Consider the following 25,932-nt stretch of genomic DNA (forward strand, 5'->3'; position numbering starts at 1 on the left):
TAATTTGAAAAAAATATCACAAATGATAGAAATCAGGCTTAAAGACCGAAATAGTGTTTTAAGTAAACCGCCACCCCGTCAGAATCATTGTCAAGCGTGGTAAAGTCAGCAATCTTTTTCACCTTAGGAATTGCATTTCCCATAGCTACACTAAGTCCAGCATTAGCTAAAAGTTCGAGATCATTCTCTTCATCGCCAAAAGCCATCACATTATCCCATGACTGTGAGAAATGTGAAAGTAACTTTTCAATTCCTGTAGCTTTATTAACATTCAATGGAATAAATTCTAACAATCCCTTTCTAGAAGGTACTATATGAAAATTAGAGGTCACATTCAATGGAAAATCCTTACGAATTCTTTTAATCACACTGTCAGAAGAAGAACACACAGCTTTTCCAAAAGAGATATTTCCAGGAAGTTCAGAAAAAGGGATATTTCGAAAAGTCATCATATTGCCCATAAATTCCTGATAATCTGATTTTCCAAGTTCAATTAACGAATAAACTTGATTTATTCCTAAAACATCTAATGGATAATTTCTATTTTTAGCATCATCATACAAAAATTTTATTTGATCCTTAGAAAGTGTTGATTGTGCTAAGACTTTTTTAGTGGTGTTGTTTTGAACCAATCCCCCGTTAAACGTAATTGAATAATCTTCAAGATCAGTCAGTTCAAGTTGTTTGATTAAATGTTGAATTGCTGGTAATGGTCTCCCCGTACATAAAACTATTTTTTTACTTAACCTGTGTAACTGCTTAAGAACCTTTTCATTTAATAAAGAAATTTTTTTATCCGAATTTAGTAGAGTATTATCCAAATCTAAAGCTATAGTTTTTATCATTTTAGTTCCTTTCTTGTAGTTCAAATTTAAGCGTACAGTCTAATCTTAGCATAAGTGCAAAAAAAAAGCATAATTCGTGCAAAATTTTATTGATTTTTGCACGAAGCTAATCTATAATTTTCACTGTAGACTTTTTGAAAGCGCTATCTATTGTCTATGTTTTTTTTATAAAGGAGAATGGCACAATGGAAATTAGTAAAAAATGGTTAGATTTATCAAACAAAGTAGCGGTAGTTACTGGCGGAAGTATGGGAATTGGTGAAAATATAGTACAGAATTTATCAGCTAATGGTGCAAAAGTAATTTCACTTGATATTGTAAAAACTTCAAAATATGAAAACAAAACTAACATTGAAGCTATGCAATGTGATGTCTCAAAGAAATCTTCCATTGTAAAAGCTATCACCGAAATTAAAAATAAGTACGGAAGGATTGACGTTTTAGTAAACAACGCTGGCGTAAGTAGACCAAGAATGTTAGTCGACTATTATGGCAAAAAGCCAGAATACGAACTAAGTGAAGAAGATTTTGATTTTATGACCAACGTAAATCAAAAAGGAGTCGTATTTTGCTCACAGGCAGTTGCTAGATTAATGATTAGTCAAAAATCTGGTGTCATTATAAATATGTCTTCAGAAGCCGGTCTCGAGGGTTCAAAAGGACAAAGTTGCTATTCAGGGAACAAAGCAGCCGTTTCTGTATACACAAAAGCTTGGGCAAAAGAATTAGGGCAATTTAATATCAGAGTCGTTGGTATTGCGCCTGGTATTAATGAAAGAACTCCTATGAATAATGATGCAGCATTTAAAGCCTTAGCGTACACCAGAGGGATGGACGCTAACAATATAAGTGATAATTATAAAGCTGTAATTCCTTTAGGCAGACCTGGAAAATTACAGGAAATAGCTGATTTAATTTCTTATTTAGCTTCAGATCATGCATCATATATTTCTGGAACAACAATCAATATTACAGGAGCAAAATCTACCAGATAGGAGAAATATTATGGCAAAAAGTGATTTTAACAACTCTCCAGTTCTCACAAAAATAAGACATTTTGGTGGAATTATGAGTGCGATGGTTATGCCTAATCTAGGGGCTTTTGTCGGCTGGGGATTAATGGCAGCTCTATTCATCCCTCACGGATGGATGCCAAATGCACAATTAAATCAACTAGTTGCACCAATTTTAAATTATGTTTTTCCATTGCTGATAGGGTATACCGCCGGATATAATATTCACGGTCAAAGAGGTGGAGTCATTGGATTATTTGCAAGTATGGGGGTTATTGTAGGTTCCCAAGTTACTATGATTAGTGGTGCAATGATTATGGGACCTCTCGCTGCTTGGGTATTAAAAAAGTTCGATAATGCAGTCGAAGGAAAAATTAAACCGGGCTTTGAAATGTTCGTAAACAACTTCAGTTTAGGAATCATTGGTGCATTTTTTTGCATTTTAGCCTTTTTAGCTATAGGACCTATAATTAGAGCCTTAATCGCTATTATTACCAGTGGCGTTAACTGGGCAACTAAACATGAGGTTATTCCATTACTGGCTGTCTTTATGGCTCCTGCCCAAGTGCTATTTTTAAACAATGTAGTTAATCATGGTATTTTAGCCCCAATTGGTTTTGCCCAAGCTGCACATGCTGGGAAATCAATTATGTTTCTAGTAGACAGCAACTGTGGCCCATTACTTGGAACACTGTTATCTATCGCTATTTTCGGTAAAGGAAAAGCTAAAAATACGGCTCCAACGGCCATGTTTATTGCGGGAATTGCCGGTATTGGGGAAGTTTACTTTCCATTTGTCTTAGGTAATCCGATCATGATTTTTGCAACCATGGGTGGCTTAGCAGTATCCCTATATTTGCAAGTTTTACTTGGTGGTGGCTTAATCGGTGTGGCATCACCAGGCAGTTTAATTAATATAGCGTTAATGACACCGAAAGACGCGATCTTAGGCAATTTTATTTCTATTGTTGCAGGATTTCTAGTAGCTTTAGCGATTGGATCTTTTCTATTAAAAGTATTTCCACCAACCGAAGATATAGACCCAACTTTAGATCTTTCTGTAGGCGATAAAAAAGTTAAAACAGTTAGCAGTTTTGATTTAAGTTCCACCAAAGACCTACAAATGCTGAAAAATCCAGTTAAGAATATTATCGTTGCATGTGATTCAGGAATGGGTTCTAGTGCCATGGGTGCTTCAGTTTTAAAAGGCTTACTCAGGAAAAATGGTTTTGCCAATATAACTGTTCTTAATTCATCAGCTAACAATATTCCAAAAGATGCAGATATAGTTGTAACCCTTGAGCCATTAATTGAACGTGCCAAAGCAAGCAGCCAAAGCAAAAATACAGCTTTTATTCCAATAAATAATTTCTTAGAAGAAAGCAATTACAATGACGTAATTGAATTTGTTCAATCAAGGAATAAACAAGAAAAAGATTTAAAGACAGAAGCTCATCAATCCATAATTGATAAATCACTGTTAAATGAAAATAATATATTACTAAATCAAAAATTTAACAGTGTAAACGATGCTATTAAAGCAACAGGAAAAATATTAGTTGACAATGGCTACGTTACACCAGATTATATTGACCAAATGATACAGAGAAACAATGATTTGCCTGTATATGTTGGCAACCATGTTGCTGTTCCACATGGTTTGGAAGACGATCGCGGAGCCATTATAAAATCTGGAATTTCTATCGTTCAAGTTCCTAATGGAGTTCCATTTTCAGAAAATGAAATAGCTTACGTCTTTGTCGGAGTTGCAGGTAAAAATAATACTCATTTAGATATTTTAAGTACTGTTTCTTCAACTCTCATAGATGAAAAGAATGTTGAAAAAGTAAGAACTGCCAAAAGTGCTCACGAAATTTTAGAATTATTTAACAAGAAATAAAAGAGGATTATTTATGAATAACAAGAATGTAATTATTGTAGGTGCTGGGCGCTTGGGAAAAGGCTTCCTAGGTGAAACTTTTTACAATGCAAACTGGAATATTAGTTTTCTAGATAAAGATCCAAGAGTAATTTCTGAATTAAAAAAGACAGGTTCTTATGATGTCAGTGTTCATACTACCGACAGTGTTTTCACTAATACAATAAGTGGATATAAAGCTTTTTTAGCAGATAGTAATTATAGTATTGCTGATAGTTTCTTAAATTCAAATTTAATAATGCTCCCTCTTTATCCAGCTGATTTTAAAGAAGCAGCAGAATATTTAGGACATTGCTTCGATTTACAATATGAAAAAGATAAAAATAATAAAAAGACACTGATTTGTCTGACTAACAAAAATCATATTATTAATGAAATTACTGAGTATTTCAGAAATAGTCTTAAAAATGATTCTGTAAGAGAATGGTTTGATAAAAATGTGGTTGTACGAGATTCAATAGTACGAAGAAGTACGGATGCAGCCACTAATTATTCAACAAAATTAGTGACTACAGCAGTTGCTTCATTATTAATTCAAGGGCCTGTAAATTGTGATTTTAGTGATGTAAAATGGTTAGACGTCCGAGAAAATGTTGAAATGCTAAAGGATATCAAGGTATTCCTAATCAACGGTCCACATGCTACTACTGCCTACGCCGGATATTTAAAAGGATACGATGATATTGCAAAAGCTGAACAAGATCCAGATGTTCAAAAACTTATTCAATCAGTTCATGATTCAGCAGTACAAGCAGTTTTATACGAATATCCAGTTACTAGAAATGAAATTCGGGAATTAGAATATTTGCCAGCCGCTAAAGATGAAATGTCTGATTCAATTTTTAGAGTTGGTTTCGATCCAATTAGAAAATTAGGAAAAAATGATCGTTTATTAGGAGTAGTAAAACTTTGTCAAAAATATAATATTAAGTACGATGGATTGATTAAGGCTGCAGCATGTGGATTTGCTTATACTGAACCTAAAGATAAAAATGCTATGATCATTCAAAACGAAATAAAAAATAGGGGGATAACTGCAACTGTCGCTAAATATATTGATCGAAAAGATAATGATGATGTTGTAAAACAGATTAGTCAGGAATACAACAAAATACAGGCAGGTAAATTTTTTAATGAATGACCTGCTTAATATTTAATTAAAACACAAACTTATTATTTGGCATTAAAAATTACATCAACTTTAAGTTTACTAAAGATTATTATTTTTTAAAAAATCCTAGTTAATTCTAGTTAATTTATGAAGTGTAACAGAAAAGTTAGATATTTTTAAATTTACATTGTTGCTAATACACGATTTCGGTATTTTACTGGAATCGTGTATTTTATTTATTATTTGATCTGTCTCTTCTGAAATTAGCTCCTTAATCTCTTTTAACACTGATAGCAAATAAACCAATTAGTTTAGTGAAAGCAGAGAGGTCTTGCGTTTTTATTTTTGTGCTAAAAAAGCTAGAAATCACGCTCTTTCTGCGTAATTTCTAGCTGTCAAATTTTAGTTTAAATTTAATTAATAAATTATTTTATCTTAAATTAAACTAGATCCTTCATAATTTAAAGACTATTCTTTTTTCCAATTAGAGATTTAATAGGAACCTTTTCATTTTGAGGAACAATTTGAACATATACATTAATCCCCTTATCAAGCAATCTCAAGAAGCAGGAATCTTCTTCAGAACTAGTTGAAATATACTGATATAACGTATTTCGTCCATTCTTTGCTCCCATTCCTCCTAAGTCAATTTCTTTAATGTCAATACCATGATTAATCATATATTCAAGAGTTTCTGGAATCTTAACTAAAATCAAAGTTGGCGCTTCAAGCGGTTCAGAAAAGAATGTTACTGCATCTTCTTTGTTAAACACACCAATTCCTATATCTTCAGGAATTGCTGATTCAAAAACATTAATCATGAAATCATTTTTGGCAACTTCATCATCAACTATAACAACATTTTGTGCTCCGGTACTCTTAAGCCATTTTGTCATTACTTGACCATGAATTAAACGATCATCTATTCGAGCTAAGACTAAGTTTTGCATGATGTCTATTTCCTCCTAATTTTGACAATTCAATTCCCTGATTCTCGGGATTTAAAGCTACTTCCGCTAAATCATTTACTGATGAATTATCAGTCCTACTAGTTAATATACTCAACAAAATTGGTAAATTCATACCAGTAATCATTTTCAAATCACATTTTCCAGATAAATATAAGGCAGTGTTGTAAGGCGTCCCACCTTTTAAATCAGCCAAAACAATTGACGTTTTGTTTTCAAGTATTTTTTCTAGCTTTTCACTATAATTTTGCGGATCTTCTCCTTCTAAAAAAGGAACTGCTTCAACATATTTACTTTTTCCAGCAATCATTTCAGCACTTTTCTTTATTCCCTCACAAAAAGGGCCGTGACTAATTAAAACAATTTGGATCATAATTAACACTTCTAACTAAATAATAGCAAAAACTCCAAGATAAGAAAGAATTATTCCTGAGATAAAAATTCCGACGACAATCCAAGTTGCGTTTATTTTCTTCTTTAATAAATACCAAACAAACAATGTAATTAACAGCGGAATTAAACTTGGCGCCAATTGATTAATTACAGACTGAAACTTAATAACACTTTGACCAACACGCAAGACTAAAGGTGTCCTAATAGTTACTTTGGTTGCAGCCATTGCACCAACGACCATCAAACCAACTATCGAAAACGCATTAGTTACTTTATCTAATAGCCCACTCTTTAAAATTGATAAGACTGATTTCTTTCCTTGCTTATAGCCATACATAAACATAGCATAGCCAATTGAATATATCAAAAGCAAAAATGTTAATGTGAAAAATACAGGTCCAAAGTAATTATGCTGTAATGCCATTGTGGCACCAATACTAGCAAGAATTGGGAACATTATTCCCTGTTGAACCGAATCACCAATTCCGGCTGCTGGGCCCATCAAGCCAGTTCGAACACTATTAATATCCTCAGCACTAACCTTAGCACCATTTGCCCTAGCTTCTTCCATGGATAATGCTACCCCATGAATAACAGGTCCAACCATATGTGGCTCTGTATTAAAGAACACCATATATTTCTTCAGTTCTTCTGCTTGTCTTTCTTTAGGATATAATTTCTTAATAGGTGAAATCATCATGTTAGTCAGACCCAAAGCTTGTAAACGCTCATAGTTATAAGCAGCTTCATCAGATTGTTCCCAAAGCCAAGTTTTAACTAAGTCACTCTTGGTTAATTTAACATTATATTTAACTTGTTCTTCAGGTTCTGACTTTTTCTCAACACTTTCTGTTTCTCCAGTTCTATTTGCCAAACTAAGTCGTCTAACTTTTTTAACAGCAGCTTGTTTAGTTCCCTTTTCTGCATCTTTCTTTTGTCCAATAAAAATCAAATATGCAATTAGACCAGCAAAAATTGCTATAGCCATAATATCTAATTTCAAATAAGCAGTTAAAAAGAAGCCAACAAAGAAATATGGGATTATTGATTTTTTACCTAAATAATTAAGTAGCATCGCAATACCTAATGCTGGCATAATCCCACCAACAACTTCTAAGGCAACAGTAAAACTTTTAGGAATCATTTTAAGCATTGAAGTTGCCCAGCCTTTTCCTAAAAGAACGAGCAAGAATGCTGGTATACCATAAACTATTACCGAAACTATAAATGATGGAACATAGTTTAAGAATCTAACTTCTTTAATATTTCCCTTTTCCAAAGCAACATCAGCTTTATTAACCCATAACGAGTTGACCGTCTGATAAATTTGAACCATTAATAAACCTATCAAAGAAAACGGAATAGCAAATGTAATCGCCAATTTAGGTTCTGCCCCAGACAAGATAGTAAGTGCAGTACCAAATATGCCTGCCACCATAGTATTACTTGGCATAACACCACCGGTGTTAATCCATCCAAGATATACTAGTTGAATGTTAGCACCAGCAAGCATACCTAACATTGGATTACCCATAAAAATTCCAACTAGTAATCCAGTTGTTAATGGATATGTCATACAACGTGTAATTGGTGCAAAAAACCACCATTGGGAAATAATAGCCAATAATGCTACTAATATTGCAGATAACAACATTTTCTTTTCCTCCTAACCTATAAAATCGAAAACCCTAGTTCTTTACTATCCTTACTAAAACCTTGAACTGTTTGTAATGAGCGTTCTTCTGGGGAAATACCAACAAGGCTTAATTTATCAATAACCGGTGTGGTACAAGTAATAATATCTACTCCGCATTTATCAGCTTCAAATATATTAAATACTTCTCTACAACTAGCCCACAAAAGTTGGGCATTACCCTTTTCCTTACACAAACTAGCAGCTTTTTTCATAATTGGAATTGGGTCAACTCCTGTATCTGCTAATCTACCAGCAAAAATAGAGATTATATTTTTACTACCTGGTTTTAAAACCGATAAAACTTCTTCTGTTTGTTTTAAGGTAAAAACTGCTGTCACATTGACTTTAATTCCTTCAGAAGATAACTTCTTTATTAAAGGAACAGAAGATTCACCTTTAGTATTAGTAATTGGGATCTTTACATAAACATTCCCACCTAAACTTGCAATTTTCTCAGCTTCTTTTTTCATTGTTGCAAAGTCATCACTAAAAACTTCAAATGAAATTGGTAACCCAGTTACCTTATCCAAAACTTCTTTAGCAAATTCTACATAATCCGTTACCCCAGCTTTTTTCATTAAAGATGGATTAGTTGTAAAACCTTTTACTACACCACTCTCCTTTGCTTTAATCATGTCATTAATTACTGCTCCATCTGCATAAATTTCAACATGTAAATCTTTTATTTTCATTATATTCTCCTTGCTTTTTTGCGATAACGTTACCGCAAAACATATAAATAAAAGAGTTTTTCAACTCTACGATTATGAAAACGTTCCCTCTAATCACGATTTATTGTACACCGCGAACATAAAATTGTAAACTAAATTATAAAATTAATAGGATTAAACAAAATGAAAAAAAAGTCTATATCAATCAAAGAAATTGCTAAGCTTAGCGGCGTTTCTGTTTCTACAGTCTCACGAGTTTTAAATAATACAGGCCGTTTTTCTGAAGCTACTCAGAAAAAGGTTGTTTCAGTTGCCCAAAAATATAATTACCATCAAAGCATTATCGCTCAAGGAATGCGACGGGGATCGCTTTCAATAGTAGGTATTATAGTGCCTGACATTACAAATTCTTATTACGCTAGCATTGTCAAAAAATGTGAACAATATTTTTTTAACTTAGGATATCTTACAATTGTATGCAATACAGATAGAAGTCCTAAATTAGAAAAACGATATATAAAACAATTAAGCAGTCATATTGTGGATGGATTAATAGTAATATCATCACAAAAACAAATTTCACCTAAAGATAGCGAAATTTCAATACCTACTGTTTTTATCGACAGATTTCCTAAACTTGCTAGCAATATCATAATTACCTCTTCAGATGATTATTCAGGAGCCTTACTTGCAACAAATCATTTAATTGATAACGATGCCTATCCAGTTATGGTAACAACTAAAACATCTGGATTTTCGTCAAATCAAAAGCGTGTAAAAGGATTTAAAGATACCCTTGTCAGTCGAAAAATTAATGAGATTGAAATAATTACGCTTGCTGCACATTCTGATAATATTTATAGTGAGAAAAGTACTCTTAGCCGTAAATTATTAGACTTAATTAAAAAATACAAAAAAGTAGGCATATTTGCAGTTAATGATAATGTAGCAGCGTTTATATATCAAATAGCTAAAGAAAAAAATATCCTTATACCTGATCAATTGAGCATAGTTGGTTTTGATGATTCTCCAATTGCTAAAGAAATGCAATTAACTACTATCCATCAAGATACAGACAAATTAGCAATTACGTCCTGTAATAATTTAATTAAATTATTTAAAAATAACAAAATACTTGAAAGAAAAATTGTCATTCCGGTTTCCTTAATTAAACGTAAAACAACGTAATAAACAAATCCGCCAAAAGCAAAAAAGAAGACAGCTAAAACTATCTTCTCTAATATCCTCATTTTTGTTAATTTTATCTACTGTCCACCTTAAAATGTCTATTTCGGCAAAATTATCGCCAAACTAAATAAATCAGTACTATTCTATTTTTATAATTTCCTTTACAAATTCTTGGTAATTATGGCAACTAGTAAGTTTTGAAACCTTATTATCATTAATAATTACTTCCGATAATTCATCAAAAACCTTACGGAATTTTTTCTCATCCTTTGAACTTGACGCCAAAACGATAATTAAATATACAGTCTGCCCGCTCCAATAAATGCCTTTAGGATTGAGATAGATGAACCACTGACTAATTTTTGCATTGTAATCAATAGTGTGGGGAATTGCAACGGAGCCAAATGCAGTACTTGATAATTTTTCTCTTTCGATTATCTTATCTTCAAAATTATTACCGACAATCTTTTCGGCAATAAATTTTTCCGAAATATAATGAATTACCTCTCTAGCCGATCTATTATGAACATCCCTAACAAAATTTTTTTCTGAAGTAAACTTTGCCAATCCTTTTTTTAGTTCTTGGGACAAGTTATCATCTTTTATCTGTTTAACTGCTTTTTGAATTTTATTAATGTCGTTCGGTAGTAAAAAACCGGAGACTTGAACAAAATTTCGCTCATTAATTATCTCTTTTGAATTCACTACGATTATTAGCTCAGTTTCCAGCAAAATATCTGATTCGTCAGAAATAGTATTTAAAATCACAATGTCATTACCAAATCTTCTGTCAAGTAAATTCATTGTTGCCTTTGCATTATCGTGATAGTCAGACATGAACAATTGACAAATAACTTTATTCTCATCTCTAATCTGTTCAGCGACGATATTGCCAACATGTAATGCAATAAATGCAATTTCTTCTTCGCTGACTGATATCCCGAGGTAGTCCTTGATTGCATATGCGATGAGTGTGGCACATTCATAAATAGTTGGCGATGAATTTTTTATATTTTCGGCCAAAGGATTATGAATAGGATTATTATTTTTAAACCGATCAATTAAGCGCAACAAATGTGGTAAAAATCTTTTTTTAAACAATTCCTCGTCTAAGTTCAAATCATAAGTTCTTCTGACAAAATCAACTATTTGCTTAAATAATTGATTGATTTGCAAATTATCAGGTATCTTCACCTCATGCTTGTCTTCAAGTAATTCCAGCATTTTGGTCAATTGATCAATATCATAATCCGTCAAGCGATAATTCAACTTAGTTTTCAAATCTAAAACTATTCCTTGAACAACTGGCAAATCAGCTTTCTTTATTTTGCTTGTGCCCAGCTTATTATTGTTGGTCCTATCTACCATAATAACTATATGCAGCAGAATATTACTAAAATTAAAAGAATCAAGCCTAATCGCTGATTCTTTTAAATTTTTACTCAATATCTGACTGATCACAGTTACATTTACTTCTGGAAAATACTTTTGAATGATTTTCTCATTTAACAATGTCCCATTAAGTTCGTGATAAATTATTGATGATAGTAGCCTGCGCTTATTCTCTTCTTTTCCATCAACTTTAAAAAAATCACCACTATGCTTTAAATTCAAATCATAGTTATTTAATATCCCAGTTAAATCTTTTAGTTGTTAAATCTTTTAGTTCTTTGCGCAATTCAACATCATTAATATACAGTTGCGCCGATAAATCATAGACATTAACTTTATTTTCCGTTTTTAGCAGTTTTCTAATTAACCATGATTTTCTTTGCTTAATATTATGCGGCAAATAATTAGTTGTATTGGGGGTTGAATTTAACGTTCCCTTAACCCTATATCCTTTAGGACCGCTGGCAATTTCACTGCCACTTTTACGCAACTGTGCAATTTTACTTTTTACTGTTCGTTCCGACACCCCCAATTTCATCGCAAGAGTTTTAGCAGTGATCCATGATTCATTATTTTCCTGTAAAAAACGCAATAAATCTCTGTTACTACTCATGTTTATCTCCTTCGTAATTTATTCAAGATTAGAATGTGTAGACCTTAAGCTAGTTGAAGTAACAATATGTTCATTAAGCGCCTTCAAGCTTAAGCAATCAAACAACAATAACGATGTTTGTTCAAATAAACTCCCCATTGGTTGAACAGAATTGCCAATTTGATCTTTTGACTGAGTATTAATCCTTACTACTAAATCACTATTTTTGCTTAGAGCTGAATCCGTAGCAGCAGTAAATGTAAGTATTTTAGCTTTTTGCTTTCGTGCACTTTTAGATTGCGCTATTAAAAAACTCGAACTGCCACTTGCAGAATTAAAAATCAGCAAATCATTCTTTGTGATGGCAGGAGCCGTTATCTCAGTAACTACATGAACCAATAACCCCATTTGGGTCAGCCGATTGGCAAAAGCCTTAACCATTAAACCACTGCGTCCCTCACCAGAAAGAAAGATCCGGTTTGCCGAAAAAATCATTTCTAAAATTTGCTGCGCTTTTTCATCAGTCAGATCACTTTCAACAGAATTAAGTTCAGCAGTAACCTGCTTAAATTCTCTAAGCATGATTTACATCCACTGCTAATCTTTGTCCTACCTCACCTGACGGATGATTCAATAAAAAATCATTTTTGCTAAAATTTTCAGTCTGCATTAAAGTCGTTGCAACAACATCAAATAATGCAATAACTGCCAGCGAACTAGTAGTAGCTAACATATTAAAGGCATCCAATTCTTTTTCAACCTTCACTTTAACAACTAAATCCGCTTGTTTAGCCAAAATTGCAGTTGGATTTTCTGTGACCACAACAATTTTAGCCTTTTTATCACTAACATTTTCAACAAAACTTGTTAATTCTTTAGTAGAGCCGCCTTTGGAAATAAAAATTACTATGTCTTCAGCCTTTACTTGGCCAAGGCTGCCATGTACAGCATCAGAAGGATTTAAATAGAATGCCGGTTTGCCGACCACACTTAAAGTATGAACGGACTTCCTGGCTACCATTGCAGAAGTTCCACATCCAGTAATAAAAATATTGTGTTCGTCACCACTTAATAGCTCAACTAGTTGCGTGAGCTCGTCAAAATTAAGTGTTTGTCCAAGTTTAACAATTTCTTCGCCCTCTATTTTAAACAAATTGGCATAATTACTCATCTTTATCACCCACAATCATTACTTCAACATTTCTATTTCTTTCACGGGTCTGATCAAAATCGACAAAGAACACTTGACCTACTGAGCCTAAAAATAGTTTTTGCTGACGAACTGCCAAAGTAACACTATTCCCCAAAAAATCAGATCTTAGATGGCCATCCGTGTTAAGCATTGTCCATTTAACAGCCGGATAATTTGGATCGGTCTTCTTCATCCCGTAAGCAATGTGCTCCGGTCCTGGACTCAAATAAGGATAATTTTCCGAGGTTTGCCTGGGGACTATTTTTTCTAATACATTATTTAAATCGACCTGTAAATAATCATCTTCATAATAATTCTTATCATGCATGTACTCATCATAATATACGGAACAAGTAGTATGGGCCGTTTGAATCAAGCAGATTCCGTTTTGAATTTCACTTTTCTTAACTATTTCTTTTACTTCATCAGTAATGCAATGATACGATGGCCGCCCTTGAACAGTCTTTAAATGTATTTCTTCAAAATAAAAGCTCATTTCTCAAGCGCAGCTTTCACCTGTTCCCAAACTTGCTCTGTTCCAATACCCGTTAATAATGCAACCCCATTGATTACTTTATCTTTAATAGAATCTGGAACAATTGTTGAGGTAGCATGACCTGCACCGCACATAATTAACATTTTTTTCATAATTATTTACCTTCTTCCACACTTGCACCTGAATTAAACTTTTTCACAATATTTAAGTAATACAAAAGTCCAAGCAAAACTACTATTAAAATTACTAAGCCAATAACACCAAGATTTTGCGCCATCCATACGAAGAGCGCATTGGACCATAAACCAGATAATTCAAATGAAAAGGCACCCTTTGTATTGATACTATAATTTGCCAGCTTAAAGCTCTTCATTACTAATGGCGACAACCAAGTAGAAAGATAGAGCATTGGAACTGAATAGATAATTGCACCAATCAAGCTTCTGATAATGTTGCCCTTAAATGCACCAACCATTAAAGTAAATACATAAATGTAAAGAGTTAAATCTCCTAATGGTAAAACTTTGTTACCTGGCAAGATTGCGGCTAAAAACAGAGAAATAGGAATCATTAAAACACTTGTTGCAATAACTGCTGGATGACCAACTGTTAAGGCAGCGTCCATACCAATATTTACTTTCTTACCGCGCAAATGCTTCTTAGTGAATTCTTGCGTAGCAGATGAAATCGGTGTCAAACTTTCCATAAACATTGAAATCATTTTTGGCATAATCTTTAAAGTTGCACCCATTTCAACGCCTAATTGCAAAATACCTGCCACATCAAAACCTGCCAGCAAACCAATACCAACACCGACAATAAAACCAATAACTAACGGATCGCCTAAAACTCCTAATTTCTTTTGAATCTTCTCTGGACTGGCATCCAGTTTATTAAATCCTGGTATTTTATCAAACAGCCAATTTAATGGCACTGCTAAAATTGTCGGCGTCAAGGCCATCGTATGCGTTATGGCAATTCCGGGTAAGCCAAAGAAATTTTCTGTGATTGGTTGCATTAAATCAGCAAGGAATAGTTCTAAAAGAAAGGCACCACATACGGCAATAATTCCATAAACATAGTTATTGCTTACTGCCCAAACCAGCAAACCGATAAAAGTTGGTTGCCATAAATTCCAAATATCTACATTTAAAGTTCTGGTCATTCCGATCCATACTAAAACCAAATTAATAACTATTGTTATTGGAATAGCCAAGACCCCCAAAGAGCTTGAAAATGCAAGCGGGCCACCAACGCCACAACCAACATCCATTATGCTTAAAGACAGGTGGTATCTTGCCACCATGAGCTTTATTGCTGGCTGTAAATCAGTTGCCATCATATTAACGACCATATTCATACCAATAAAGCCGGCACTCAAAGTTAAACCTGAAATTATTGCTTTAGAGGGTTTTAGACCAACAATCAAGCCTAAAATAATAATTATAATTGGAATACCTACAGTTGAACCTAAATTCAAAAACCAATGTATTGCTTGTACAAACATATATCTCTCTCCTTTAACTCAATTGATACTTTTTTAAAATTTCATAAGCTTTTATATTATTAGAGGTTGCTAGTAACTCTTGGACAGCCTTTTTATTTTGACAAAAAGTCATTAAATTACTTAACAGCTGTGCTTGTTCATGCGGCTGGCTCATGGCAATCATGAATACCAAATCAACATTTACAATTTGCGAAGCATTTACCATATTTTTAAAACACACAGGTTGCTTTAAAGTCGCCATTGCTATTTGTGATTCGTTAACATATTTTGAATCGGTGTGTGGAATAGCAACTCCTACATTGTCTTCAAGTTGAAGCCCAGTTGGAAACTTTGTTTCACGCTCTAATACATGTTGTAAATAGGTGGATTTTACTATTTTCTCCCCCGCTAATGCCTCAGCAAGCAGCTTAATTACATCTGTGCTACTGCCAGCATCTACTCCTAACCTAATTATTTTTTTGTCAAAAAACATTCCTCATCCGCCTTTCATTTTTCATATAAATACTAAGCTTTATTAGCGCTTTAAGAAAAATGATTTTTGCACCTTAAGGGGCAATTTCTAAAAGCAAAATTTGCATGATCACAGTGCAAATTTCATTTTGCAATATTAAGTAATCTATTTAAAAGTTAAGTTAAAGGAGTGATTCAAAATGATCAAAATAGCAGCCTCGCTGCATAGCGGACCCAAAATAAATTTAGAAAAAGTATTACAACAGCTTGCTGAAGCAAAGGTTGATTTCTTACATATTGATGTTATGGATAGCAACTTCGTTAACGAAATTGAATTTGGCAAAAGCATAGTCAAAGAAATCAGCCAACACTCGAAAATTCCCTTAGATATTCACATGATGGTTGAAAGTCCTGAACGCATACTCAAAGATTATGCTTTACCGACTACCCAAACGATAGGAATTCATATAGAGGCAACTAATCATATTCATCGCATATTAACAATGATCAAAAACTTAAACAAAAAGGCTGAAGTAATTATCAATCCTGGAACTGCAATTGAAACAATCAAGCCAGTTCTTAATCTCGTTGATCAGGTTATGATCATGTCGGTTGATCCAGGATTTGGTGGCTCGACCTTTATTAACTCTTCAATTGAACGTGTTAAACAATTAAACGATTTACGCCAAAAATACAATTATCATTACCAAATTGAAGTTGATGGCAGTGTTGATAACAATAATTTAAAGGAACTAATTGATGCTGGAGTTGACATTGCCGTTTCAGGTTCTTTCATTTTTAAGGGTAATATTATTGAACAGGTTAAAAAGTTAAAAAGCCTATAGCCAAATAGCGCATCCCTCACAACTAAGGGATGCGCTATTTTTAACAAAAATTTTGCTTTTAAAGAAGCATTAATCTACCTCTTATCGGCACAAAAGAGAGCAAGAAGCTAATTCAAAAATACTTATTGTGAATAGAATAAAACGTAATTGAATATTAAAAAAGCCAGAGCCCACATGGAATCTGACTAGTTTTATTGCTTTCAAGTTTCAGTTACACTTAAAAAGCAGCAATATTATTTTAAATTCAACAGCGTGTTTTATTACAAAATCTTAAAGTAACTCAAACCCACTACAAGAACCATCATGATAACAATTAGCATTGCAGAGTGTTTGCCGTTCGTTTTCTTTAAAATATAATAAACAGCAATTGTTACCAACAAACTTAACACGCCGGGCATAATTTTATCAAACATTGCCTGCAAGCTGATTACATTGCTGCCAACTTTACTCGATACATTAGAATGAACAGCAATTTTTAACGGGGTTTGCACTTTTACCACGGTTGCAATCAAGGCCCCTACAACCATCAAACCGACTACATTAGCAATTGTAGAAATACGTTGAATGACGTCGCTTTGCTGATTATTATTCAAAAAATCTATGCCCTTTTTATAGCCGAAAGAAACTGCATAATAACGCGCACCCATGTTGATAATGTTATACAAGATGAACATTAAAATTGGGCCAAAAATACTGCCGCCAAAGGCAATTGAGGCACCAATACTTCCAACAATCGGCAGCCAGGTAAATTTAATCAGGCTGTCACCTAAGCCGGCCAAAGGTCCCATCAGCCCTGTCTTTAAAGGATTAATTCCGTCTTTTTCATCTGGCGGTGTTGTTTCTTCCATTGCGGCAGTTAAACCCAAAATCACCGCATCAAAGTTAACATGCGAGTTATAAAATACTAAATGCCGTTTCATGGCCTCTGACAAATCTTTTTTATCAGGATAAATTTTAGCCAGTGCCGGTGCTATCGCCCGCATAAAACCAACACCTTGCAATGTTTCATAATTTAGCGTGATCCGCATCGTATTGAGCCGCATAAACATCCGCCACAAATCACGATTATTTAATTTATGTTCCGGTACTGTCAGTTTTTCTTCTGTCATAGGTCATAATCCTCCTCATCATCTTCACTATCAGTAACATTTTCCGTCGCTGCAGCCGTTGAAGCGGTCTTAGCAACTTGGGGTTCACGTGTCGCTCTTTCATATAGAAATGCGAAAACTAAGGCGATTAGAGTGATTGGTAAAATATCTAATTTCAAATATGAAGATAAAACAAAACCTAAGATAACAAACATCCACAGTTCGCCTTTTTTCAGCATCGTCATCATTAACAAAGCAATACCCACTGAAGGAATAATTGAACCCGCAGTACTTAAACCGTTGATTATAAATTTAGGTAGGTCATTGATCGCTGTTTGAATAGCTCCTGCACCAAATTGCAAAGCTAGAAAAGTAGGAAATGCACGCGTAAAACCATACAAGAGTGCTGGCGGCCAGGTTAGCCAATAAGTTCCTTTTACGTCTGCCTTATCTGCTAATTTTTTAGCCCAGCCATTAAGCGAACAATTGATTGTTTCAATTAAGACAAGCAGCTGTTGTGCCAAGATCGAGGTCGGCACAGCTAGTGTAATCGCCGTAGCGACCATCGTTGAGATTGAGCCGTTAGTATTACCCATGATTGCCAGCGATGTGCTGATCATAGTGCCCGTAATCAAGTCTGGCGCCATGTAGGCACCAACATCGCCAATGCCCATCCACATAATCTCAAGCGTAGCACCAATAACCAAACCTGCCTGCAAATTACCGAGAATTATTCCAACAATCGGTGCAATCAATAGCGGTCGCCGGAACATTTTTGTACTTACATCATCAATTCCTAAAAGAAAAGCCAATGCAGTTAAAATGAAGACCTTCATTTATTTAACACCTCACTTAATTTAACAGCACTATCAGTCGGTACCATTTGAATCTCAATATCAACTCCTTGATCAAGCAATTTCTCCAAAGTTTGCTTTTCTTCTTCAGTCAGAAAAACCGCCTTAGTGTATTGCTTGCGTTGGTCATTACCACGAATACCACCAATATTTAGCTTAGGAATTTGGTAGCCACTGGCAACTATTTCTTCAACCGTAAACGGTGAAGCAAAAAGCAGCATGGTCCGTCTTGTAACCGGATTGTTGGGAACAATCTTCAAAAACTTTTCTGTTGAAAAAATATGCAGTTTGATATTGCTTGGAACACTCATCTTTAAAACATTAGACTGAATCTTATCCTTAGCAACCTGGTCATCAACAATAATCACCTGCTCAATTTGCTTAACATTCAGCCAGGTCGTGACCACCTGACCATGAATCAAACGATCATCTATCCTACAAAATTCCACTGCCATCTTCGTCTTCCTCCTCTTCTTGAAATCTTTCTGAGATATTTTGAAAACCTATTTTGTACGATTTTTTTAACGATTCTGCCAATTCGGCCAAACTTCGCTCCCGATTGGTAAATAAGTCCAGTAGCATCGGCAAATTTAAACCGCTTAATACTAAAACATTATCTTTTTCTAAACAGAACGTGCCACTAACGTTTGAGGGTGTTCCGCCCAAAATATCAACTAAAATAATTGTCCCCTTACCCGTATCTAAGGCAGCATACTTCTGTTCCATTTCTTCTTTAGCTTGTTCTAGGTTTAAATTTTCGGTAACAGAAAGCACAGCACAATTATCTTGTTGACCGACAATCATTTCCGCACTGCGTAATGCTTCTTTGGCCAAATATCCATGGCTGGCCAAAATTACGGCCACCCCCGGTGTTTTATTAGTCACAATTATCGACTCCTTTCTCTAAATAAAAATCCCTCGCCTGATTGATTTCAGCCATAGTTAAACCAAAATGTTCTTGAAAATAATTCTCTGGCGTTCCAAATAATTCACGAATTTTAGCAATGGCCGCTTTAACGTAGCTTTCTCTTGTATCAATCATTGCCATCAAATAATCCAAATATGACTTCTTTTGCACTAATTCATGATACAGGTCATACTTTAATTGGTTACGGTCTTTACGAATAATTTTTGTTAACATGTAATCCTTAATTACATCATCATCCTTTATGTTAAGCAGCAACAGAACCAGCATTGAGCCAAAACCTGTTCGATCTTTGCCGCCACGGCAATGATGCAGCAGAGGTAAATCTTCTTTTCTAACAACCGCTTTTAAAAATCGTCCATAAGCTTTTTGAGCGACCGGCGAAGTTACCATATCTTGATAACTTTCGATAACATTTTCGCCCCGATCATTAATATACCTTTCTGGTACATCACCATTCTCCAATGATTGAACTAATTTCTCATTTTCCCCCTTCAAGTCAACCACACTAGCAGCTGCTTCAGAAAAGCTCGATTGTGGGTCACAATTTAATATTTGAACGACCGTCGGTAAAAACTTATTAGGATGAAACCGACGTTCATGCGGTGAACGATAATCAACAATTGTCTGCAAATTGTAATTAGTCAGAATTTGTTGGTCCGTTTCATCAATTTTAGATAATTGATCACCACGAAACAGGATACCCCATTTCAAGATACGACCATCATTTGCTTCATAGCCACCCATGTCACGGACATTAATTGCGTTAGCAAGCGGCAAAACCCTCTCAGCAAAGAGATTCGTAGAAAAATTTTTGGATTTAATCAAAAAATATTTAGGTAGTTCCGTGCGCGAAACTGTCACGCAGAATTCACCTGTTGTGCTCGTGGCGATTACCTTTACAATTTTTTCTCTTACAGGCAGAGAACCCATCAAAAGTTGATACTCTCCTGAATTAGCTTCTTTTAATTTGATATTTAATTCATCACCATCACGTTTCATTTCCACCCTTGGTAAAATATATGGTTGTTCCTTCATGCTCTTGCAACCCCTTTCAGCATGATTATACATTACGAAAATAGTTTTATCAATATTAAATTTATGAAAATAATTTTCTTTTCCTACAGAATGAGCTATAATTTAAACTAAGTAAAACTAATTTCTGAAGCAATGAATACTCATAATTTAATATTTATTAGGAGAAAATAATTTTGAATCCATTAATTTCAATCCAAAAAAATTATTTAACTTTTTCGAAAGTTGAAAAAAGAATTGCAGACTACATTCTACAAAACAGCTTTAAGCTCAACAACATGAAAATAACCGAATTAGCTGCAAAAACCTCCGCGTCTAACGCGACGATTACCCGCTTTGTTAAGAAAATTGGCTGTGACAGTTATTCGGATATGAAAGTCAATATCGGCAAGCATTCAATTCATACTGCACTCAAGGAAAAAAATAATGTACTGGATGAGGTATTCAATTTTTACCAAACCGTGATCAAAAATACACAACAAATGATTGATGAAAATTTGATTAAACAATTCATTGCACTTCTAAAAAAGCAGAAAAATATTATTGTTATCGGTGCTAGCAGTTCTGGGACTTCGGCCCAAACTTTAGGTCTAAGACTAATACGAATGGGAATTAACGCAAATAGCTTTGACGATCAGTTTTGGATGCAGATGAGGGCAAGCATTGCTACAAAAGATGATCTATTTTTGGCAATTTCAAACAGTGGTATCACCGACTGTATCGTGAAAACATTAACATTTGCCAAAAAAGGACACGCAAAAATTGTTTCAATTACCAGTTATTTAGACAATCCAGTCGCACAAATGAGCGATTTAACTTTTCATGTATATAACCCGCGCTTTGCTGACAACGAAAAATTTGTTAACTCGCAATTTTCTAATATGTACTTGATTGATATTCTAACCTCGTATCTTCAAGAAGAACCCAGCTTTAAAAACACGATGCAGACTACACGCGAGGCAATTGATGACAAATAAACTTGATAATCTAGCTTTGAATTGATTGCTTCAGTACTTTATGGTATTCTGCCTTTTCCAATCTCGGACAATCTGTATTACAATGTAGCTATACTAAAAATAGAAAGAAGTTGTTTAAAATGGTAAAAAAATGGCAACAGACAGCAGATGATAGATATTAAGTTAAATTACAGAAAGGGATTAAATGATCGATAACCAATTACACAAAACTAAGGCTTACATTGCCGGCGTAAATTTAAATGATCCTAATTTTGCTTATTACATGAGCGAATTAGCCAACTTAACACAAGCTAATAACATGGAAGTTGTTGGCCAATCTCAGCAAAACAGCCAGCAAATTGTTGCCGGAACTTACTTTGGTCTCGGCAAAATCAACGAAATTAAGGACATGGCTCGCGGGCTGAAAGCAAGGGTCGTAATCTTAAATGATGAGTTGACACCTGTACAAATCCGCAATTTAGAAAAATTAACTAAATTGCGCGTAATTGACCGGACAGAACTTATTCTTGAAATTTTTGCCAAACGGGCACGGACAAAGCAGGCTAAATTACAAGTGCAGCTTGCACGCCTGCAATACGAACTACCGCGCCTGCATCCTTCCGAAAATAATCTTGACCAGCAACGGGGCAATGGCGGTTCAAGCAGCGGCGGCTTTGCTAACCGTGGGGCTGGTGAATCAAAGCTGGAATTAAATCGACGGACAATCGGCAAACAGATTTCCAGCATCAAAAAAGAGCTGAAAGCAATCACCGGCCAGGAAGAAATCAAGGCCAAACGGCGCAATCAAACCCATATTCCAAAAGTTGCACTTGTCGGCTATACCAACGCGGGAAAATCAACAACAATGAATGGTTTACTTAAAGAATTTTCCGCGGAAGCTGATGAAAAAGAGGTCTTTGTCAAAGACATGCTGTTCGCAACTCTAGATACCAGTGTCCGTCGCATCGATTTGCCGCACAACTTTAGCTTTATTCTTTCCGACACCGTTGGCTTCATCTCGAAACTGCCGCACAATTTAATTGAATCGTTCAAGGCAACCCTGCAGGAAGCAAAGGACGCCGACCTTTTAATCAACGTTGTTGATGCGTCCGACCCCAACATGCTGCAGATGATCCGGACAACCCAGACAGTCTTGAGTGAAATTGGGGTAAAGAACATTCCGATAATTACCGCTTATAACAAAGCAGACAAAACTGACCGCAAGTTTCCCCAAATCGAAGGCAGCGATGTTCTATATTCGGCAACAGACGAGCAGTCAATTAAATTGCTAGCGCAACTAATTACCAAACAAGTTTTCACCAATTACCAAAAATGTGAATTGTTGTTGCCGCTAAAAGACGGCAAATTACTGTCGTACCTGCACGAACACGCACAAGTCATTAAGGAAGATTATCAAACTGATGGTGTGCACACTGAGGTAAGACTGGCCCCGGAAAATCAATCGCAATTTGAAAAATATATAGTTTAACAAAAAAGGATGACTGTGAAAATTCAGTCATCCTTTTTAAATTATGATAGTTTTTATTGTAAAACCCGTTTAGCAAGTGAGGGGTAATAATATGGAGTAATTGTCTGCTGCACCACGCCCTGATCAGGGGTTGCCGCATGAACATACTGGTTGTTGCCAACATAAATCGCAACGTGATAGGGGGCATTGGCTGCACCCCAATACAATAAATCGCCTGGCTGCAATTGGCTCATGGGAACCGTTGTTCCCACTTTTACCTGATCGGTCGTCACGCGCGGCAAGCTGAGGCCAGCGGCCTGCTGGTAAACATACTGAACTAGGCTAGAACAGTCAAAACTGGCACTGCTGTTAGCACCCCATACATATGGTTTACCTATCTGCTGCTTTGCCAAAGCAACGACAGCGGCTGCTGAACTAGAGCTGGGTACCGCAGCAACATTAGCAATATTAACCGAGTTTAAGTTACTTGCTTGACTCGTATTCGTACTGGGTTTGGTTAGCACTTGCGGCTTGGGTGCCTGACTTAAATTTTGCTTTTTGGTGCTTGCTTTAACCACTGCCTGCTTTTCTTTTTTTACCTTAGCAGGGACACTATTAGCAGTCAGATCAATCGTATTGCGTGCCTCAAGCCATTCATTCACGCCAACTTTGTACCATAAATTTCCCTGACCATCAGTTGCTGTTGCCGCCACATTCCACTTACTATTGTTTTTGGCTTTAAAAGCAATCTGATTTTTACTGTAACTAGTCCACACATTGACATTTTTGCCAGAGATTGCCACCCTCTTTAATGGGGCAGAATAACTTGCAGCCAGTACCGCTTGGGCACTAGGTGCAGCAGCAATCCCCGTAAAAGTCAAAAAGACTGCAGTCCCAATTTTCAAAAAATTATATTTCATTAATCAAATTCTCCTTAATTGCCAAAACAAAACTCTTCTTTCATTATAGAAGCATTCTGTTATCAGAGTAAACAAAAAGGCACCTAGCTTTTCTGGTTCTACAATTAATCCTGTTGATGAATACTCTATGGTATTATGTTAACAGGATATTTTTTGTACAAAAAAGAGGCCTTAGCCTCCACTTAAATTTCCTAATACCACTTAAAAAGATTGGAGCTTTGACTATGACCTCTCTCAATAATTCTATTAAATTTTTACTCGATATTAAAGACCCTAACATTATTTTTTCTGATTTTTATTTGGCTAAGGACCAATCAACCAAGATATTAGTGGCTAAACTGCTGTCTTCTTTAAAGCAATGCCCTAATTGCCATAATTCGCTTGCTCCTTATGGCGGCTATAATTCTACTCTCAGCTATCCTTCTTATGATGCCTCTAGGCCTATTAAGATTAAGCTTTATAAGTAAAGAATGATTTGTAATAATTGCCAGCATACTTTCCAAGCAACTAGCTCTTTGGTTAATAAACATTGCTTTATTGCCAATCCTAGCAAGCAGAAAATTATTCAAGAATTAACCACTGATCGTTCAATGAAGGATATTGCCAAAGCTAACAATGTTTCTGACCATACTGTTTTGCGCGAACTCACCAAGTTCAAGCATCAGCCGCAAATGTGTGACTATGAATACTTGCCAAAACACCTAGGAGTCGATGAATTTCGTGGGGTAAAAGGAGAATTGCACTTTATCTGTATTGATGGTGACAGTCACCGCATTATTAAAATCTTAGAAAGCCGGCGTAAAAAGGACATTAAAAATTATTTTATGAAATTTCCTTTGCTAGTTAGAAGGCAGGTTAAGACCATTACCATGGATCTCAATGCTTATTATCAAGATCTTGCTCGGGTACTCTTTCCCAATGCGCAAATTATTATTGATCGCTTTCATCTCGTTCAGATGCTTAATCGTTCCTTTAACCAGCTGCGAGTTCAGACCATGAAACAGTATGAACATAGCGACAGCCGTTACAAACTGCTCAAGTATTACTGGAAGTTTTATTTAAAGCCGGTAGCTGATTTAAAAGGCGATAAACTCAAGTACTATCACCATCTCAAAAGGATGTCTAATCAAGCTTTTATCGTAGATGAGGGACTTGATTGTTCGCCCAAGCTGAGAAACACCTATAATTTCCTGCAAGGCTTTAGTAAAGCATTGAGAACAAAGAATGTGGGACAAATGTTGGAATTACTAGACTGCAAAGAAGATTTAGGCACACAAATGAAGATTACGGTTAAAACCTTCAAACACAATCGCACAGCCGTTCTAAACGCCGCAAGATTTAAGTATGCCAATGGTTGTGTTGAGGGAACTAACCGCAAGATTAAGCAGATAGAGCGCACAGCTTATGGCTATCGAAATTTTGATAATCTAGTAACCAGAATCATGCTGGAATCAAAAAATAGTGTGCTAAAAGAAAACACTTTAAGCAAGATTGCTTAAAGCATTTAAAATCAAATATTATTTTTCATCAACAGCACTTGACGGAGAGCCGCTTTTCTAAGCACCCCGCCAATTTAATTAAGTATTCGCTTAGCAACTGAAGGATAAAAGTAAGGAGAAATGTTCTGCTTAACAACTCCCTCACCAGGACCGGCAGCATGAACATATTGATTATTTCCAACACAGATACCAACATGATACGGTGCCGAAGGTGAACCCCAGAATAAAACATCACCGGGTTTTAAATCATCCATTGAAACTGTTTTGCCCTGATTAACCTGCGAGGTCGTTGTACGCGTAATATCTTCACCAGCTGCTTTATTATAAACATAAGAAACTAATCCAGAACAATCAAACGCGCTCGGGCCATTAGAACCCCACGCATACGGCTTACCAACCTGCTCTTTAGCTAATGAAACTACTTCTGCAGCTTTATTAGCATCTTCAGTTTTAGACAATTTCTTATTTGCATCAACGGTATACCTTGCTTGAATCCACTTGTCGGTTCCAATCTGGTACCAAACTTCACCTTTTTTATCAACTGCACTATTAACTACTTTGACAATTTTTCCGTGCTGGATGCGTTTCCCCGTAAAATTAGGTTCATCATAATTATCCCAAACATTGACGCCGTATCCCGGAACGTACTTAATTTTTACTTTTGTTGTGGCAGCTTTAACGTTAGAAGTTACCGAATTTGTCTTTATTGAGCCAACTGCTGAGACGCTCACGACAGTTAAGGCAGCAGCGGTAGTAAGTTTAACCAGATTACTTTTAATATTCAAAATTATCTTCTCCCATACCTTTATTGCATTAGTGAAAATTAAAAGCTATAATGCCTCTTTACTCATTAACAACTTTATTTTACTCGCACCATGTTACATAATTA

The 25,932-nt window shown here is 35.3% G+C and carries 27 protein-coding genes and 1 pseudogene; 8 read left to right on the forward strand and 20 right to left on the reverse strand.

All coding sequences use genetic code 11. The features are described 5' to 3' along the window. Window positions 1-38 precede the first annotated feature (38 nt). The gene (locus PT285_RS09100) at window positions 39-845 is read right to left on the reverse strand and encodes a Cof-type HAD-IIB family hydrolase (protein ID WP_277149872.1); all 807 of its coding nucleotides are present in this window, start codon (window positions 843-845) and stop codon (window positions 39-41) included. A 191-nt stretch (window positions 846-1,036) separates the two neighbouring features. On the opposite strand from PT285_RS09100, the gene PT285_RS09105 reads away from it, so the two are divergent. The 3 genes from PT285_RS09105 to PT285_RS09115 are packed head-to-tail and all read left to right on the forward strand — an operon-like array spanning window position 1,037 to window position 4,938. Continuing rightward, the gene (locus PT285_RS09105; RefSeq protein ID WP_277150676.1) at window positions 1,037-1,840 is read left to right on the forward strand and encodes a sorbitol-6-phosphate dehydrogenase subunit; all 804 of its coding nucleotides are present in this window, start codon (window positions 1,037-1,039) and stop codon (window positions 1,838-1,840) included. Window positions 1,841-1,850: 10 nt separating this feature from the next. After that, window positions 1,851-3,758 carry a PTS mannitol transporter subunit IICBA gene (locus tag PT285_RS09110; RefSeq protein WP_277149873.1) on the forward strand — a complete coding sequence of 636 codons (1,908 nt, stop codon included), beginning with the start codon at window positions 1,851-1,853 and terminating at the stop codon, window positions 3,756-3,758. Window positions 3,759-3,771: 13 nt separating this feature from the next. After that, on the forward strand, window positions 3,772-4,938 hold the full coding sequence (locus PT285_RS09115; protein ID WP_277149875.1) for a mannitol dehydrogenase: 1,167 nt from the start codon (window positions 3,772-3,774) through the stop codon (window positions 4,936-4,938). Window positions 4,939-5,369: 431 nt separating this feature from the next. Here the strand turns inward: PT285_RS09115 and PT285_RS09120 are convergent, their stop codons facing one another. From PT285_RS09120 to PT285_RS09135, 4 genes are read right to left on the reverse strand one after another with little or no spacing between them, the layout of a single operon-like run. Beyond that, window positions 5,370-5,858, reverse strand: coding sequence for a PTS sugar transporter subunit IIB (locus PT285_RS09120; RefSeq protein WP_277149878.1), 489 nt, complete (start codon window positions 5,856-5,858; stop codon window positions 5,370-5,372). Next, on the reverse strand, window positions 5,827-6,249 hold the full coding sequence (locus tag PT285_RS09125) for a PTS sugar transporter subunit IIA (RefSeq protein ID WP_277149880.1): 423 nt from the start codon (window positions 6,247-6,249) through the stop codon (window positions 5,827-5,829). Before PT285_RS09125 ends, PT285_RS09120 begins: the two co-directional genes overlap by 32 nt. 15 nt (window positions 6,250-6,264) lie before the next feature. Continuing rightward, the gene (locus PT285_RS09130; RefSeq protein ID WP_277149881.1) at window positions 6,265-7,923 is read right to left on the reverse strand and encodes a PTS system mannose/fructose/sorbose family transporter subunit IID; all 1,659 of its coding nucleotides are present in this window, start codon (window positions 7,921-7,923) and stop codon (window positions 6,265-6,267) included. Window positions 7,924-7,940: 17 nt separating this feature from the next. Next, on the reverse strand, window positions 7,941-8,657 hold the full coding sequence (locus PT285_RS09135) for a transaldolase (RefSeq protein WP_277149883.1): 717 nt from the start codon (window positions 8,655-8,657) through the stop codon (window positions 7,941-7,943). 162 nt (window positions 8,658-8,819) lie between these two features. Between PT285_RS09135 and PT285_RS09140 the strand changes: the two genes are divergently transcribed. Then, window positions 8,820-9,824 carry a LacI family DNA-binding transcriptional regulator gene (locus PT285_RS09140; RefSeq protein ID WP_277149885.1) on the forward strand — a complete coding sequence of 335 codons (1,005 nt, stop codon included), beginning with the start codon at window positions 8,820-8,822 and terminating at the stop codon, window positions 9,822-9,824. Window positions 9,825-9,962: 138 nt separating this feature from the next. Here the strand turns inward: PT285_RS09140 and PT285_RS09145 are convergent, their stop codons facing one another. From PT285_RS09145 to PT285_RS09180, 8 genes are read right to left on the reverse strand one after another with little or no spacing between them, the layout of a single operon-like run. After that, window positions 9,963-11,438, reverse strand: coding sequence for a transcription antiterminator (locus PT285_RS09145; protein ID WP_277149887.1), 1,476 nt, complete (start codon window positions 11,436-11,438; stop codon window positions 9,963-9,965). A gap of 7 nt (window positions 11,439-11,445) precedes the next feature. Continuing rightward, window positions 11,446-11,829, reverse strand: coding sequence for an HTH domain-containing protein (locus PT285_RS09150; RefSeq protein WP_277149889.1), 384 nt, complete (start codon window positions 11,827-11,829; stop codon window positions 11,446-11,448). An 18-nt stretch (window positions 11,830-11,847) separates the two neighbouring features. Then, on the reverse strand, window positions 11,848-12,390 hold the full coding sequence (gene hxlB, locus PT285_RS09155) for a 6-phospho-3-hexuloisomerase (protein ID WP_277149891.1): 543 nt from the start codon (window positions 12,388-12,390) through the stop codon (window positions 11,848-11,850). Next, on the reverse strand, window positions 12,383-12,979 hold the full coding sequence (locus PT285_RS09160) for an SIS domain-containing protein (RefSeq protein ID WP_277149894.1): 597 nt from the start codon (window positions 12,977-12,979) through the stop codon (window positions 12,383-12,385). The genes hxlB and PT285_RS09160 overlap by 8 nt, the downstream gene beginning before the upstream one ends. Continuing rightward, window positions 12,972-13,496, reverse strand: coding sequence for a YjbQ family protein (locus PT285_RS09165; RefSeq protein ID WP_277149896.1), 525 nt, complete (start codon window positions 13,494-13,496; stop codon window positions 12,972-12,974). The genes PT285_RS09160 and PT285_RS09165 overlap by 8 nt, the downstream gene beginning before the upstream one ends. Further along, window positions 13,493-13,648 carry a hypothetical protein gene (locus PT285_RS09170; protein WP_277149898.1) on the reverse strand — a complete coding sequence of 52 codons (156 nt, stop codon included), beginning with the start codon at window positions 13,646-13,648 and terminating at the stop codon, window positions 13,493-13,495. Before PT285_RS09170 ends, PT285_RS09165 begins: the two co-directional genes overlap by 4 nt. A gap of 2 nt (window positions 13,649-13,650) precedes the next feature. Next, the gene (locus PT285_RS09175) at window positions 13,651-15,003 is read right to left on the reverse strand and encodes a PTS galactitol transporter subunit IIC (RefSeq protein ID WP_277149900.1); all 1,353 of its coding nucleotides are present in this window, start codon (window positions 15,001-15,003) and stop codon (window positions 13,651-13,653) included. A gap of 13 nt (window positions 15,004-15,016) precedes the next feature. Next, window positions 15,017-15,475 (reverse strand): PTS sugar transporter subunit IIA, encoded by a 459-nt coding sequence (locus PT285_RS09180; protein WP_277149902.1) that lies wholly within the window; start codon window positions 15,473-15,475, stop codon window positions 15,017-15,019. Between the two features lie 178 nt (window positions 15,476-15,653). Here PT285_RS09180 and PT285_RS09185 point away from each other — a divergent pair, with 178 nt between their 5' ends. After that, on the forward strand, window positions 15,654-16,298 hold the full coding sequence (locus PT285_RS09185; RefSeq protein ID WP_277149904.1) for a ribulose-phosphate 3-epimerase: 645 nt from the start codon (window positions 15,654-15,656) through the stop codon (window positions 16,296-16,298). Between the two features lie 260 nt (window positions 16,299-16,558). Here the strand turns inward: PT285_RS09185 and PT285_RS09190 are convergent, their stop codons facing one another. Genes PT285_RS09190 through PT285_RS09210 form a run of 5 tightly spaced genes read right to left on the reverse strand, consistent with a single transcriptional unit; the run spans window position 16,559 to window position 20,203 of the window. Continuing rightward, window positions 16,559-17,407 (reverse strand): PTS system mannose/fructose/sorbose family transporter subunit IID, encoded by an 849-nt coding sequence (locus tag PT285_RS09190; protein WP_277149906.1) that lies wholly within the window; start codon window positions 17,405-17,407, stop codon window positions 16,559-16,561. Beyond that, window positions 17,404-18,222, reverse strand: a complete 819-nt coding sequence (locus PT285_RS09195; RefSeq protein WP_277149908.1) for a PTS sugar transporter subunit IIC — start codon at window positions 18,220-18,222, stop codon at window positions 17,404-17,406. Before PT285_RS09195 ends, PT285_RS09190 begins: the two co-directional genes overlap by 4 nt. Further along, on the reverse strand, window positions 18,219-18,695 hold the full coding sequence (locus PT285_RS09200; RefSeq protein WP_277149910.1) for a PTS sugar transporter subunit IIB: 477 nt from the start codon (window positions 18,693-18,695) through the stop codon (window positions 18,219-18,221). Before PT285_RS09200 ends, PT285_RS09195 begins: the two co-directional genes overlap by 4 nt. Beyond that, complete coding sequence (locus PT285_RS09205) at window positions 18,676-19,125, reverse strand: PTS sugar transporter subunit IIA (RefSeq protein WP_277149912.1); 450 nt, start codon at window positions 19,123-19,125, stop codon at window positions 18,676-18,678. The genes PT285_RS09200 and PT285_RS09205 overlap by 20 nt, the downstream gene beginning before the upstream one ends. Continuing rightward, window positions 19,118-20,203: a tyrosine-protein phosphatase gene (locus PT285_RS09210; RefSeq protein WP_277149914.1), complete on the reverse strand. Its 1,086-nt coding sequence runs from the start codon at window positions 20,201-20,203 to the stop codon at window positions 19,118-19,120. Before PT285_RS09210 ends, PT285_RS09205 begins: the two co-directional genes overlap by 8 nt. A gap of 173 nt (window positions 20,204-20,376) precedes the next feature. Between PT285_RS09210 and PT285_RS09215 the strand changes: the two genes are divergently transcribed. Together PT285_RS09215 and hflX are read left to right on the forward strand one after the other, a co-directional pair. After that, window positions 20,377-21,177: a MurR/RpiR family transcriptional regulator gene (locus tag PT285_RS09215; RefSeq protein WP_277149916.1), complete on the forward strand. Its 801-nt coding sequence runs from the start codon at window positions 20,377-20,379 to the stop codon at window positions 21,175-21,177. Window positions 21,178-21,361: 184 nt separating this feature from the next. Further along, window positions 21,362-22,645, forward strand: a complete 1,284-nt coding sequence (gene hflX, locus PT285_RS09220; RefSeq protein WP_277149918.1) for a GTPase HflX — start codon at window positions 21,362-21,364, stop codon at window positions 22,643-22,645. Window positions 22,646-22,698: 53 nt separating this feature from the next. On the opposite strand, the gene PT285_RS09225 is transcribed toward hflX, so the two are convergent. After that, window positions 22,699-23,544 (reverse strand): C40 family peptidase, encoded by an 846-nt coding sequence (locus tag PT285_RS09225; RefSeq protein WP_277149920.1) that lies wholly within the window; start codon window positions 23,542-23,544, stop codon window positions 22,699-22,701. Between the two features lie 224 nt (window positions 23,545-23,768). Between PT285_RS09225 and PT285_RS09230 the strand changes: the two are divergent. Continuing rightward, a pseudogene (locus PT285_RS09230) lies at window positions 23,769-25,043 on the forward strand (ISL3 family transposase). Between the two features lie 74 nt (window positions 25,044-25,117). On the opposite strand, the gene PT285_RS09235 reads toward PT285_RS09230, so the two are convergent. Then, on the reverse strand, window positions 25,118-25,828 hold the full coding sequence (locus PT285_RS09235; protein WP_277149922.1) for a C40 family peptidase: 711 nt from the start codon (window positions 25,826-25,828) through the stop codon (window positions 25,118-25,120). Window positions 25,829-25,932: the final 104 nt, after the last annotated feature.

This window comes from Lactobacillus sp. ESL0791 (assembly GCF_029433255.1).
In the GTDB taxonomy this organism is placed as follows: Bacteria; Bacillota; Bacilli; order Lactobacillales; family Lactobacillaceae; genus Lactobacillus.

Coding starts and splice junctions, on each gene's coding strand:
- PT285_RS09100 (WP_277149872.1), bottom strand. CDS start 845: ATGATAAAAACTATAGCTTTAGATTTGGATAATACTCTACTAAATTCG.
- PT285_RS09110 (WP_277149873.1), top strand. CDS start 1,851: ATGGCAAAAAGTGATTTTAACAACTCTCCAGTTCTCACAAAAATAAGA.
- PT285_RS09115 (WP_277149875.1), top strand. CDS start 3,772: ATGAATAACAAGAATGTAATTATTGTAGGTGCTGGGCGCTTGGGAAAA.
- PT285_RS09120 (WP_277149878.1), bottom strand. CDS start 5,858: ATGCAAAACTTAGTCTTAGCTCGAATAGATGATCGTTTAATTCATGGT.
- PT285_RS09125 (WP_277149880.1), bottom strand. CDS start 6,249: ATGATCCAAATTGTTTTAATTAGTCACGGCCCTTTTTGTGAGGGAATA.
- PT285_RS09130 (WP_277149881.1), bottom strand. CDS start 7,923: ATGTTGTTATCTGCAATATTAGTAGCATTATTGGCTATTATTTCCCAA.
- PT285_RS09135 (WP_277149883.1), bottom strand. CDS start 8,657: ATGAAAATAAAAGATTTACATGTTGAAATTTATGCAGATGGAGCAGTA.
- PT285_RS09140 (WP_277149885.1), top strand. CDS start 8,820: ATGAAAAAAAAGTCTATATCAATCAAAGAAATTGCTAAGCTTAGCGGC.
- PT285_RS09150 (WP_277149889.1), bottom strand. CDS start 11,829: ATGAGTAGTAACAGAGATTTATTGCGTTTTTTACAGGAAAATAATGAA.
- hxlB (WP_277149891.1), bottom strand. CDS start 12,390: ATGCTTAGAGAATTTAAGCAGGTTACTGCTGAACTTAATTCTGTTGAA.
- PT285_RS09160 (WP_277149894.1), bottom strand. CDS start 12,979: ATGAGTAATTATGCCAATTTGTTTAAAATAGAGGGCGAAGAAATTGTT.
- PT285_RS09165 (WP_277149896.1), bottom strand. CDS start 13,496: ATGAGCTTTTATTTTGAAGAAATACATTTAAAGACTGTTCAAGGGCGG.
- PT285_RS09170 (WP_277149898.1), bottom strand. CDS start 13,648: ATGAAAAAAATGTTAATTATGTGCGGTGCAGGTCATGCTACCTCAACA.
- PT285_RS09175 (WP_277149900.1), bottom strand. CDS start 15,003: ATGTTTGTACAAGCAATACATTGGTTTTTGAATTTAGGTTCAACTGTA.
- PT285_RS09180 (WP_277149902.1), bottom strand. CDS start 15,475: ATGTTTTTTGACAAAAAAATAATTAGGTTAGGAGTAGATGCTGGCAGT.
- PT285_RS09185 (WP_277149904.1), top strand. CDS start 15,654: ATGATCAAAATAGCAGCCTCGCTGCATAGCGGACCCAAAATAAATTTA.
- PT285_RS09190 (WP_277149906.1), bottom strand. CDS start 17,407: ATGACAGAAGAAAAACTGACAGTACCGGAACATAAATTAAATAATCGT.
- PT285_RS09195 (WP_277149908.1), bottom strand. CDS start 18,222: ATGAAGGTCTTCATTTTAACTGCATTGGCTTTTCTTTTAGGAATTGAT.
- PT285_RS09200 (WP_277149910.1), bottom strand. CDS start 18,695: ATGGCAGTGGAATTTTGTAGGATAGATGATCGTTTGATTCATGGTCAG.
- PT285_RS09210 (WP_277149914.1), bottom strand. CDS start 20,203: ATGAAGGAACAACCATATATTTTACCAAGGGTGGAAATGAAACGTGAT.
- hflX (WP_277149918.1), top strand. CDS start 21,362: ATGATCGATAACCAATTACACAAAACTAAGGCTTACATTGCCGGCGTA.
- PT285_RS09225 (WP_277149920.1), bottom strand. CDS start 23,544: ATGAAATATAATTTTTTGAAAATTGGGACTGCAGTCTTTTTGACTTTT.